This is a genomic window from Trichodesmium erythraeum IMS101, assembly GCF_000014265.1.
GTDB classification, from domain to species: Bacteria; Cyanobacteriota; Cyanobacteriia; order Cyanobacteriales; family Microcoleaceae; genus Trichodesmium; species Trichodesmium erythraeum.
Window position 1 is genome coordinate 7,334,022 of record NC_008312.1, and the last position, 13,072, is coordinate 7,347,093.

7 protein-coding genes and 1 pseudogene are annotated in these 13,072 nt (G+C 32.0%); 5 read left to right on the plus strand and 3 right to left on the minus strand.

The annotated features are described in order from the left end of the window. The first annotated feature begins 385 nt into the window (after window positions 1-385). On the plus strand, window positions 386-1,039 hold the full coding sequence (locus TERY_RS23050) for a 4Fe-4S cluster-binding domain-containing protein (protein WP_011614040.1): 654 nt from the start codon (window positions 386-388) through the stop codon (window positions 1,037-1,039). A 777-nt stretch (window positions 1,040-1,816) separates the two neighbouring features. On the opposite strand, the gene TERY_RS23055 is transcribed toward TERY_RS23050, so the two are convergent. Both TERY_RS23055 and mnmE read right to left on the minus strand, forming a co-directional pair. Then, entirely contained in the window at window positions 1,817-2,212 is a 396-nt protein-coding gene (locus TERY_RS23055; protein WP_011614041.1) for a hypothetical protein, read from the minus strand. Between the two features lie 310 nt (window positions 2,213-2,522). Beyond that, window positions 2,523-3,926, minus strand: a complete 1,404-nt coding sequence (mnmE, locus tag TERY_RS23060) for a tRNA uridine-5-carboxymethylaminomethyl(34) synthesis GTPase MnmE (RefSeq protein ID WP_011614042.1) — start codon at window positions 3,924-3,926, stop codon at window positions 2,523-2,525. Between the two features lie 762 nt (window positions 3,927-4,688). Here mnmE and TERY_RS23065 point away from each other — a divergent pair. Next, window positions 4,689-5,240: a hypothetical protein gene (locus tag TERY_RS23065; protein ID WP_011614043.1), complete on the plus strand. Its 552-nt coding sequence runs from the start codon at window positions 4,689-4,691 to the stop codon at window positions 5,238-5,240. Between the two features lie 619 nt (window positions 5,241-5,859). After that, window positions 5,860-6,423, plus strand: a complete 564-nt coding sequence (locus TERY_RS23070) for a DUF2062 domain-containing protein (RefSeq protein ID WP_011614044.1) — start codon at window positions 5,860-5,862, stop codon at window positions 6,421-6,423. Window positions 6,424-6,690: 267 nt separating this feature from the next. On the opposite strand, the pseudogene TERY_RS37780 reads toward TERY_RS23070, so the two are convergent. After that, window positions 6,691-7,903 (minus strand): annotated as a pseudogene (locus TERY_RS37780) (IS4 family transposase); the annotation flags it as partial. Between the two features lie 1,365 nt (window positions 7,904-9,268). On the opposite strand from TERY_RS37780, the gene TERY_RS23080 reads away from it, so the two are divergent. Beyond that, window positions 9,269-10,306, plus strand: coding sequence for an IS630 family transposase (locus TERY_RS23080; protein ID WP_011610086.1), 1,038 nt, complete (start codon window positions 9,269-9,271; stop codon window positions 10,304-10,306). 119 nt (window positions 10,307-10,425) lie between these two features. After that, window positions 10,426-12,633, plus strand: a complete 2,208-nt coding sequence (locus tag TERY_RS23085; RefSeq protein WP_044137979.1) for a tetratricopeptide repeat protein — start codon at window positions 10,426-10,428, stop codon at window positions 12,631-12,633. The last annotated feature ends 439 nt before the right edge of the window (window positions 12,634-13,072 follow it).

Below are 13,072 nucleotides of genomic sequence, written 5' to 3' on the forward strand. Positions count from 1 at the left end.
AGCATAAACATTTAACCTATCGAATATATAGTTAGGAATATAAAAAATCAGAGAAAAATATTAAGGTAAATTAGCTATCAAAACAGTAATATTATCTCCTGAGAATACTTCAACAAAAGCTGAATATATTTAATTGATAAAATTTCTCAAAACTGATGAAAATTACAAATACGTTCTTACAGGCTTTCAATCTTTAAAACATCAACTATAACCTAGGGAAAACCATACATAATTTCATCCAAATACCGTATAAAAATTCAAGTGTGTTAATCAAGATATTTTCTAATAATTTGTGAATAATATTTATACAAATACAAACATTCAGGTTCGTTATAAACAGAAATAGTACTCACATTTTTTGATAATAAAAAAAAAGGAGTTAAATATGAATAACTTAACAACCCAATTGTCAACAACTGAATTATCAACAACAACATCAGGAGAAATTCCCCCAGGATATTTAAATATTATGGGGTATATTGATGAGTCAGAAGTAAATGGTCCTGGTTGTCGTGCAGTAGTATGGGTACAAGGTTGTAGAAAAGGATGTTCTGGGTGTTTTAATCCTGATTCTTGGTCTTTTGATATTAATCAATTAATAAGTATTGAAGAACTAGCAAATAAAATCTTAAATAATCCTCAAAATACAGGAGTTACCTTTTCTGGAGGTGAGCCTTTTTTACAAGCATCAGCACTAGCAGAGTTAGCAAAAATATTAAAATTTAGACATTTAAATGTAATGTCTTTTAGTGGGTTTACTCTCAGAGAATTGGAATCTAAAAATGCACCCGTTGGTGCTAAAGAATTGTTATCTCAGTTAGATGTTTTGATTGATGGACCTTTTATAGAAGCCTTAGCTATTCATTCTCCTAATTCTCTAGTTTCTTCAAGTAATCAAAGAGTGAGAGTATTTAATAAAGACTTAAAAAATCAATTAAATTGGGCAAGTGATCACCAAGAAATTCATATACTGAAAGATGGTAGTCATATATTTACGGGTTATTGGGGGCAGTTAGGTTTAGGAAGAAATTATAGCTAAAGTCATAAATTCAGATGTTAAATTCCTTGCATAGATAAATTTGATCAGAGACTAGTATAAAAAAGAGTTACCAATTAGTAAGTAAGCTAAATTGAGATACTGAGGGATAATTTAAATACTCGTAAAACCCCATCAGTTTACCGCACCCTATCTACTGGGGAAGTTCTATATTTTTTGAGGAAAATCTTAAAGACTGATATTATTCATAGCCATGTCTCTCTCATTTTTCTTGGCTACTACTAATAATTATTTCACTAAATGATTAAATAATTTTCATTCAAAATCATGTTAATAATTGGATGAGTTGTTCTACCTTAATAGTTAATTTAGCCAATGGTTTAATTCAATAACAAGAAATATAAGAAGCACCTGCTAAAATAGTTGATCAAGCAAAACATACCTGAAAACTAAAATGAAAATAAATTAAGCAGGTACACAAAATTAATTACACATTTTTTAAAACTGAATCTCTTATACTGTATATCTCACAGAAAATTAGTCAAAGCCTGCAATGAGTGTTTAAGTGCCTATTACCACTGAAATAAAAAATATAGCAATAATTAGTATTTTCAAAATTTAACCATTATGTAATAAACCTATTTACTGAATAGTTAATTTTCAAACCTAAAATTAAATTGCTATATTTTTAAGTCAATATTTTAATTAATAATCATTACTTGACCATATACAGGTGTGAATGGTCAAATTCTTGTATTGTAGACTATATTCGCCACTGAGTGTATACCTCACGGGCAGGGGGAAGTACTGTCAAAGCAATTATCTCTTTTTATTGATATTACGAGCCATGTTTTTAAAATCTATTCCATCACTAGAATTATTATTATTAGGAGTTTTTGAAGGAGTAGACGTAAATTTGGAAGGTTGTGGAAAACTAGAAGTAGATGTACTTGGAGTATAACTAGAAGAATAAGAAGAACGTTTAGTTTCTACTGTATTTTCTTGTTTTTTCGTAGAAGAAACAGACTTTTCTGTCTCTCCTTCTATATCATTAATTTTACCTGCTGCTTTAGGATAGCTCCTCTTAACTGTCTTAGGTTTCCTCATAAAGTCTACATCACCAAGACTACTTGCACTATCTGCATCTAAGAAGAAAGCTTCCTTTGGTTGATTATCATCTTTGTTCCCAAATAATCCTTTGATAAATCCAGTCATTTGTCTTTTCTTTCCTATTATATTTATTAATTTTGTTATTATTTTATCATAAATATTTCATAAAAGTTATTATGATCTTATCAAAATTTACGAGCAGGAATAGAAATAGACAATAATGGTGGACTTCCCATTGGGGACATAAGGCTACGGACAAGTCAGGGTAGCTCTGATTATGTAATAGTAGGATAGGTAGAAACAATATCTAGTAAGTGAGCTTGATGCTCTTACTACTGTTCTCAAATGTTCTAAAATAATTATCGAAAAATATGGACCTTCGATGCAACATCCCTACTTAACTATCAAAAAAAAATTACTTCCCAATACAAAAGCGACTAAAAATTATATCCAAAACAGATTCCGTTACATCCTCTCCCGTAACCTCTCCCAAAGCATAAATGCTTCCCCTTAAGTCGATTGTCCAAAAATCTAAAGGTAAGTTATTTTTAATAGTATTTAAACATTGCTCCAAAGCTATCTTAGCTCTAGTTAAAGCTGCTGCTTGCCTTTGATTAACTGCAAAATCTAAATTTTCTGGCTGCACATTATCTAAATTTACAGCATTAAGAATTGCTGCTTCCAGTTCCTCAATTCCTTGATTATTAATAGCGGCTGTAGCCACAACATTTTTAATAGTTTCTGGGTAAAAAATTGACCTAATTAATTCTGAATGAACCAAATCAACTTGATCAACTTTATTAATTATCAAAATTAAAAAACGATGTTTGACCTGTTGATAAATAACTTCATCTAACTCCGTCCAACCAACCTGAGCGTCAATCGTCAATAAAACAATGTCAGCAGACTCAGCTGCCTGACACGATCGCTCTACCCCAATTTTTTCTACCCGATCCTCAGTTTCCCGAATACCGGCTGTATCTAAAACCTGAACCGGAATACCACCTACCACCAACTGAGATTCAACTACATCCCTGGTTGTACCAGGAAGATCGGTAACAATAGCGCGATCGCTATGACTCCAAGCATTTAACAAACTCGACTTGCCCACATTCGGACGTCCGATAATAGCGACCTTTAAACCAGTACGTAATAACTCTCCCCGACTTGCTGTAGCTAATACCATTGACAAATCCACCAAAATATCATCCAGTTTTTGACTAATTTCAGATTCATCCAAAGGAGGTAAATCTTCCTCAAAATCAATGCGTGCCTCTATTTCTGCTAAAATATCTAGACAACAAGCTCTTAAGTGACGAATTGGACTAGCTAACTTACCCTGCAAACCAGCTAAAGCAACTTGAGCAGCAGCGGGAGATTGAGAACCTACGAGTTCTGCAATACTTTCAGCTTGAGTCAGATCCAATCGTCCATTTAAGAAAGCCCGTAAAGTAAACTCTCCTGGTTGAGCTAGCTCTGCCCCTGCCTCAATACATAATTGTAATACTTGTTGTATCGCAATAATTCCACCATGACAATGGAATTCTACCACATCCTCACGGGTATAAGAACGAGGAGCTTTCATAATCAATAATAAAGTTTCATCTACTAATTGCCCAGTGTGGGGATGACGGATATAGCCATAAAGAATATGGTGAGTCTCCCAAACTTGCTTCCCCGGTGCATGAAATAGGGTTTGAGCAATTTTCATCGCCTCAGAACCAGACATTCGGACTATCCCCACACTTCCTTGTTGGGGAACAATAGCAGTAGCGATCGCGGCAATAGTATTTCTAGGAGTCATTTCAGTTATCACCATACAGTTATCACCATTACAGTACCAACCGCTGAAGCTTCCGGCTTAGAATACTGAATTTGATTTTTTTGATTCTTTCAAAAGGGGGGGGCTTATAATTCTGATTATTTTCTACATAGTTAATCAGATATTTATGTAGAGGTGAATGGATATTTTGTTGAGCAATATATTGCTAGGCATTGGGAAGGAAAAGACCTCTACATTTGTGGTCGAAGATATACAAGATTTATCTTCCGTTCGACTAAACTTACCCAAACTTACATTGATCTGGAATTGCATAAGCTTTGGAGCTAGCTTCGGTGTTTCACCCTTATGCCACTGACCGCAGTCGTAACTTATCTTCAAGAGCAGGCTAAAAATCCCAAGTCAGCTCAAGCCACTGGTTTATATAGTTTTCGATTATTACTCATACTGCTAAAATATTCCTTTGTATTGTGTAATTTTAAATAACTGTAGTTAATTTTCTTTTAACTGTCAAGTCCCCTGTCAATTTTCGACAATACCTTAATTTTTCTGCTATAATTTAAGAACCATATAACATATAGGTCAAGCTAAAAGTCAGAAGTTAGAAGTTAGAAATTAAATTCTCTTATGAAATAAAATTGAGAAGCGTGAAAGTTTCTTAACCAGGACTTATGCAAAGGCAATAATTGTAGTCTAAATCTGGGAAAGATTCATGAAAACACACCATATCTAGCAGTGCTGCGTAAGTCATGTTAACATGAATGGCGACTTTTATATCATTATATACTTATCCAAAAACAAGTGATGATTTCCACAAAAAAATTATCAAGTGCTGTTACTGGAGCAATAATTATTACCACAATAACAGCAATGTCAGGCTTAAGCGCCAAAGCTTTATCCCTTCGGAAAGTTACTAATTTAGAGTCCATCACCTTTTTTGAGAGAACAGGCGGCACATTTCCTCAACCCTATACCTTCGGCCTATATAGTTCCCAGCTTTTAAATCGACTTTCCATCCTTAATTCCAGTTCTTATGACTTCTTGGGAAAATCAATAGAATTATATGATATATTCTATAGTGATCGCTTTGGCAATTTAGATATTAACCGAGAATACGTGACAGTTAAGAGCGTATTTAACTACGGGAAACCATCTGGAGGCGGCTTAAACCTGAGGGAGATGAGATTTAATTTTGCCGACGGTTCGACCGAGTTTGCGAATCTAGTTGCTGACTTCACCGTTCTCGGAAATAATGGACATCCAAGGACAGTAAGGAATGCAATAGATGGCAACTTGCTAACCCATACCACGGCAAAACTATCGGTCAAAGCGATCGGCTTTCAGTCACCCTAGGTTTTGTATCGTCATCTGCATCTGTCCCCGAACCCGGTTTCATCTTAGCTTTCTTGGCCTTGGGCGGGTTGGGTTTTCGTTCCCTATTAAAAGACAACTTCCAATAGTTCGGATACTTCGGTGTCAAATTTCAGGAATATATCTAGAGCTTGCTAATTAAATATAAAAGCATAGCATTGATGCCCTAGGTTAGGTAGAAATTAGGAGGTATACTAGAAACTTCAACAAGTATGTTTAGTTTGAAACAGATATAAATTTTTTCACCTAATATTTGACAATTACAGAAGTTTTCCTGCAAGGCAGAGCATAGTAGGGACGTTCCATCAAACTTAGTTTTGATGGTGACGATATGATTCATATATCTAGTAAAACAGTATCAACTATTTGACATACTTCTAGGGGTAAACCCGTGGGATATCTCGGCTCCTTCCTCCGTCCAATTCAATTTTCAAGGAGTCCACTTAAATTAAACTGTGATGGTGGCATCTAAATCGAATTGTTATTTTTATAAATTATAGGGTATATTTTTCCCTACTCCCTACTCCCTACTCGGTGAAAAATGTTAAATTAATTTTGCACAGGTAATTAAATAGTCAGCTAATATAAATTTATTGGAGTTATGATCAAAAATATCTCACAAATTCCTCAGCAAATACTACCATTACTAACTCAAAAAAAATCTCTATCAGAAAAAAATAAATTATCTTATTGGAATAGATATGGGCGATATTTATACTCGCGCTTTATCAGAATGCAGGGAACTCCCGAATATATTGCTAGAGGTTTAGCATTAGGAGTATTTGCCGGATTATTTCCAATCTTTGGTTTACAAACTATAGTTGGTATAGTACTAGCGACTCTATTCCAAGGTAATAAAGTTGCTGCTGCTGCTGGCACTTGGGTAAGTAATCCTTTAACTTATTTACCAATATATGCAATTAACTTTCAAGTTGGTCAATGGTTACTTAAATCTCAAGAAGAGTTTATACCTGAAAGTATACATTCATTTTCAGAGTTAATGCAATATGGAACTCAATTTATCACATCTCTATTTTTAGGTTGTTTAGTAATGGGTCTAATTGGTGGAATATTAAGTTATTTAATTGGGTTGAAATTAATTCCTTTGTGGCGTAGCGATCGCCGAAAAAATTTATCTTCAATAGTAGGAAATACTAATAACTAATCACTCAATTTGGATTAGTTAGTTGAGAAAAAGATGATAAAAAGCAATATATTGAATATTTATGTTAAATATGTTAGTTAATAGAATACTACTACGTTGCTATAAAATTATTCATGAATTAGCTGAAGGTGGATTTGGGTAAATTTATTTAGCCGTAGATACGGCTTGACCATACTATCCCCAATTCATTGGTGAGAAGTTAAGCTTGTAAGTCTTTTTTCAAGAGAGTTGGAGAAAATTGCTAAAAAAAAATTGTTCAGCTCCTCATTGAAGCTCAGAAAAAGGTGCGACAATTAATTTAACATTTGGTTTAAGGTGCTGCTCAATAATTCCTTTTACTCAATTTTGAGGGTCAGCAAAATATTTAATAGGGTCTTTTCCCTTACCTTTTTGGTGACCCCTCATAAAATGATAAAAACCACGATAAATCATATAATCATGAGATTTTATCAAAGGTTACAGAAAGTTCATCGGCTAGAGCATTACCTAAATTTACTAAGACAGCATAAAATAACCAAGTCGCCCAAACTTGTCACTTAATTCCATTAATTGAACCTGTCCATAAATATAAATTAAAGAGTATTTTGACAGTATCAAAAGCATCTTCAATTTTCCAACGCCACCAATATAAATCTGCTACTATATAAGGGGGTAAAGTATAAGGTTATAGGACACTGGTTAAATAAGAATTCCATGTTTTTCCTGACCTAATTTCAATTAAACGTAAAGTGATAAACGGAGTTTTATTAGTACCAGAAATAAGACATATATTTCTGTATTGCAATGCATAGCTATCTGTAAATACCTGTTGCATAGGGAACTGCTATCCCCCCTTTTTTTGTCAGTAATAAAATACACTTTTTTATCTATTAATTTTAACCAAAAATTAAAGTAATACAACCCTATATATAACAATAAAAAAGTATTTTCTGTCACTAAATTCAAAATATTTTCTTCAAGTTTAGTATTAGATGCTTTGGGATTTTCTTCAAACCAAATCTATACTGGTAATCTGATTATTAAATTAATAACTAGACTCATCTTTCTTACTAATTGTTATTTTTTCATTTATTATCAACCTTTTAATTTCTTAAATAAAACCTCCAATGTTGACCCATATATTATCCAAATATATATTTGGGAATTTTAATAAGGTAAATTAAAGACTTTCTAGCAACAAACCCTTATTTATGCTCTGCCAAGCTGCTCTTAAACTAGACAATAAATCTTTAAATACTTTCTCCAATAATTCATTGGGAAATGTCAAAAATATTTGTGATACAGTTTGTTAACTAACCTTTGTGTGATTACACCACAAAAAACCATCTTTAGCTAACATTCTTGTCAATTCTCTGACTCCAGCTACCTCTGGCGAGAATAAGGTTAATACCCCAGTCATTATCAACCATAAATTTAATATCCGTTCCCTAAGTCCTATTTGTCAGTAGTAGTTTTCTTTATTTGTAATGGCTAGTGCCAGTTATCTTTCCAATTGCTTGGCTATAACTTCATCTTCCAACATTGACCACTATTTCTTTTTTTAGGTGGTCTCTGTTGGTTTTTTTTACTAGTAGTCATGGCTGGCCTCAATTTCTCAATTAATTATCTAGATTGAGTTTCCTACTATTTTTGACCTTTAGAAAGACTGCCCTTGACAATTTTCTCTTTTCCTTAACTTGTCACCAATGTCCCCAATGTTTTGTCAAAATACTAAAGAAAAATTATAATCCATAAGTTTTACAGATAACACGATAGTTATTTAACAAAGAAGGAAAAAATTTATATTAATTAGGGCAACAAGAGAACATTTTGAGGAGGATAGTAAATTTTATTCAAGAGTCTATTAAAGGAAAGGATATAATTTAACTAAAGAAATAATTCCTGGCAAACCATTAGATGAAGCATTTACAATTTAAGTCCTTAAATAAATACTAGAAATATTAAAGTATGTTTATAATCATAATTTTCTTTATAAAGATATTAAACCATTAAATTTAACGGGTCGCGAGCTAGATAATAAGCTAGTGATGATTTATTTTGGAACAGTGAAAAAACTTAGTGTTTTCCCCAGGGACAAAGAATGAAAAATAACTCCTACTATTGTAGTTGTTACTCCCTACCGAGACTAAGTAATTTTCCTAAATTTTGTAGGGATATTCATGGTCTTAGGATTCTTGTATCTAAGCAATTACTAGTTGAAGCTATCAAGAAATACAACAGTAAAAGGAGAATAAGCATTCAAAGTTACAATAAAGCAATCTGTATTAACCCCGAACAGCCCATATATACTATAAATCTCATGGTAATAGGCTTCATAGTTGAGGATATTATAAGACAGCATTGGTAGATTTAAATAAAGCTATAGGGTAGTCCTATATATGTAGTGATATGTTAATATAAGCAATTAATTTATGATATTAATATCTGAGTAGCCACACTTATTTGACGAGGATAATAAGAGTAAGAATTTAATACATTTTGTTTTTTTCTTGGAAAAAGAATTTTAATAATTGTAGGTAGTGTTGAATTATAACTATTTTATCTAGTTTGTTATACTAAACATAACTTGGTAAATGAACTAATATCAATCTTTCTAATATAAATCTAATATAAAATTAATGTTTTGTCCAAAAATTAATATTAGAAAAATATTAACTTGATAGATTGCAATTAGTCAAAATAAAAACTATACTTTTTGTATAGATAATAATTATAAAAAAAACGTCTATTTAAAATTATAACCCTCACCAATCTATGTTAGAACTTTAGATATAACTATAGCAATCCCATATTGGTCGCAACAGATATAATAGTAAGAATAACAGATCTAAGAAAAAGACAAAAAATGAATATTATAGATAAACTAAATGATTTTATTAATCAAACAAAAGAGTCTAAAGAAATTAAAAGGGCCTTGGCCGTAAAAATGACCTTGTCAGGAAAATCCTACCATGAAGTCAAAGAATTATTAAATGTTTCTCACAGTTTTATTAGTGAATGGAAAAACCAAGCATTATTTCATGGTGTAGAAAGTTTAAGGCTTCAGTATCAAGGGAGACAAGGTTACTTAAAAACGGTCGAAAAAGAGAAAACAATTGAGTGGTTGAGAGCACAAGATTATCTTAGGTTATCAGATTTAAAAAACTACTTACAGGAGCAATATGATGTGGTTTTTGAGTCTAATCAAAGTTACTATAACTTGTTTAAAGAAGCGGGCATAAGTTGGAAAAAAACTCAAAAAAAGAATCCTGCTAAAAATGATGAATTAGTAGAAGTTAAAAGAAAAGAAATAGAGGAATTTTTAGCTAAATGGCAACCAGAAATAGAAACTGGAAAGCTTACAGTGTTTATGATTGATGAATGTCATCTTCTATGGGGAGACATATTAGGTTATGCTTGGGGAAAAACAGATGAAAGAATAGAAATTGCAATTAAAAATGAAAAAGAAAGACAGACTTATTATGGAGCTTTAGACTATAAAACCAAGGAATTTCTTGTGCAAGAATATGAGAGTGGAAATACTAAAAATACTATTGAATTTATTAAATATTTGCAGAAGCAAAGACCGGGCAACAAATTGGCAATATTTTGGGATGGGGCAACTTACCATAACTCTCAAGAATTTCGAGAATATTTAATGACAATTAATCAATACTTATCAGAAGAAGAATTGTTGATAAATTGTACAAGATTTGCTCCCAATGCTCCGGAGCAAAATCCTGTTGAAGATATTTGGTTACAAACCAAAAATTTCAGTATTACTTTTTATCATCTTTGCAGTTCTTTTAAAGTAGTTAAGTGGCTATTTAAGTTTTTTGCGGATGGTCAAATATTCAATTTCCCAAAACTTTTTCAGTATGAAATTTTGCCGCAACCTACTTAGGATTGCTATATAAAGAAAATACTTATTATTACTGATAACTTGAAAATCATACAAATCACTAGAAAATTATCTAGTTGATTAAAAACCTCACTATCAAAATTAAATCTGCAATGGGGACTATGGATACTCAGATAAGCAAAATTGTAGATCAACGGTATAGCTTGATCCAACCTATAGGTTTAACTATTTTAGGACAGACATATTTAGCACTAGATACTCACCGTCCTGGTTCCCCACAATGTGTGGTTAGAGAAATTCGATTAGGTAATTTTACCTCAGGAAATAGAGATCTAATACTATCATTATTTAAAGAAAAAATAGAAAATTTTTTTAGCTTGAGTCAACACGAGGGCTTGCCACATTTATTAGCTTATTTTGAAGAAAACAATAATATATACTTAGTTGAAGACTATATAGTAGGTATATTGTTATCAGAAGAATTAGCTGGTGGTAAATGCTTAATAGAATTGGAAGTAATCAAGATTTTAAAAGAGATACTAGAAATTTTAGTTTTCATTCATAATAAGGGGGAAGCTCATGGAAAAATTAAACCAGGAAATTTGGTCAGACAAGTATTAGATGGAAAATTATTCTTAATGAATTTTGGGTTAGAAAGGCAAATTAAGAGAATTTTAGAATTAAATGAGGAACCATTAATATCAGAAAATTATGGAGATAGCAATTATTATAGCTTACTTTATATCCAATCGGAAAAAAATCAAGAGCAAGTAGACAAAAAAAGTGATATTTATGCTTTAGGGATAGTTGCTATTCAAGCACTAACAGGATTATCACCTCAAGATTTACTGGAGCAAAAAATAATTAACAATACTCTAAGAATAGAAATACCTTGGCAGAGTTTGCAAGTATGTTCCCTACCACTATCAAATGTGATTGACAAAATGGTAAATAATCAATGTGAAGAAAATTATGAGTCAGCAACAGAAGTCCTAGCAGAGTTAAGTAAGATATTGGTATCTACTGAAACCAAATTAATTCCACAATCAGAAACTATAATTACAAGACCTAGAGCAAGAGAGATTCCATTACTACCAACATTACCCAGATACAAGAAAAAAAATATATTAATTGCTAGTTTAGTAATAATAACAGGAGTAGCGATCGCTTATTTCTGGCAATACCAATTTATAGGGCAAACACTCTATAAAAAAGGTCAAGAGTTAGCTAAACAAGGAAAACAGCAAGCAGCGATCGCCAACTACACTGAAGCACTCAAACTCAATCCCAAAAAGGCATCAATTTACTATAAAAGAGGAAACTCTTACTATTCTCATAGATCTTATGAAAAGGCAATAAAAGATTATACAGCAGGGATTAAAATCAAAGCTAACTATGAAGATGCTTACTATCAACGTGCTCTAGTTTATTATGAACTAGATAACAAAGACAAAGCTATGACCGATTTAACGCAAACATTAAGAATAAATCCTAACTACACCCAAGCTTACAAAAAACGAGGGCTAATTTACTACGAAATTGGAGACTATAAAAGTGCTATCCAAGACTACAGTGAATCAATTAGACTTAATCCCAAAGATAGTAAGACCTATATTAATAGGGGAATAGCAAGAGGAGCGCTAGAGGATCAAGTCGGTGCAATTAGTGACTACACTCAAGCTATCAAACTGAACCCCAATGATGTAAAAGCATATTATTATCGAGGTAAGTCTCTGTTTAAGATGTTAGACTATCAAGGTGCAATAGAAAACTATAATCAATTCTTAGAAGTTAAACCTGATGATGCCGATGCTTATACAAATAGATGTAGCGCTTACCTCCATAAGGGAAATGATTCATCAGCAATAGCAGATTGTCAACAAGCAATAGAAATAAATCCTCAAGATTTTCTAGCATATCATAATCTATGTATTGCCTATTTCAATCTAGGGGAATATCAAAGGGCAACAGAAAACTGTAGTATTGCTATTGGTATAGATAAGAACAATGCAAAAGCTTATACAAATAGAGCTTTAGCTCAGTCTGCTCGTGGCTATTTACAAGAAGCGATCAAAGACTTTACTACAGCAATTGAAATTAACCCTCAAGATGACCTTAACTATAGTCATCGGGGAATGATTTTCTCAGTTCTCAAAAACTATAATCAAGCAATTAAAGATTTTTCTCAAGCAATTAGACTCAATTCAAATAATGCTAAAGCCTATTATAATCGAGGAGTTATTCTACATAAATTAGAAGACTTACCAGCAGCAATAGTTGACTTTAATAAAAGTGCTAGTTTATTCTTAAAACAAGATCAAATAAAAAATTATCAAAACTCGCTAAATATGATTAAAAAACTACAGTAATTATAGGGAGTATGGAATAGAAAATAGAGAGAAATTGATGTGAGAAAAACACTTTTATGATCCCTATAGGTAATTAATTAGGACTTGGGCAGAACGACTATATCTAGCAAGTAGAGGTTAACGGCTGTCAACCCCTACATATGGTGTATATTTTTACCCTAAGTAGGTAAATCTTGTTAATGAGACTTAATATTATATTAATTCCCATAAATAATGCTATATGTTGGTAAAACTTCAGTTATTAAATAATTAATATAAAAGAACAGGATTCATTTCTTTTTTTGACCTAAGTTTATGTTAATTATGATTATGTTTACTTCTTCTCTACTACCAGACTATTTTACTTTTCTACTCAATAAAATGTAGAAAAACTTTTGAGAAATAGTGTGATTTCATACCCCTCTCTTCTGAGTAGAAGAATAACCAGCATGTATTATAC

Coding starts and splice junctions, on each gene's coding strand:
- TERY_RS23055 (WP_011614041.1), bottom strand. CDS start 2,212: ATGACTGGATTTATCAAAGGATTATTTGGGAACAAAGATGATAATCAA.
- TERY_RS23085 (WP_044137979.1), top strand. CDS start 10,426: ATGGATACTCAGATAAGCAAAATTGTAGATCAACGGTATAGCTTGATC.
- TERY_RS23050 (WP_011614040.1), top strand. CDS start 386: ATGAATAACTTAACAACCCAATTGTCAACAACTGAATTATCAACAACA.
- TERY_RS23080 (WP_011610086.1), top strand. CDS start 9,269: ATGAATATTATAGATAAACTAAATGATTTTATTAATCAAACAAAAGAG.
- TERY_RS23070 (WP_011614044.1), top strand. CDS start 5,860: ATGATCAAAAATATCTCACAAATTCCTCAGCAAATACTACCATTACTA.
- mnmE (WP_011614042.1), bottom strand. CDS start 3,926: ATGGTGATAACTGAAATGACTCCTAGAAATACTATTGCCGCGATCGCT.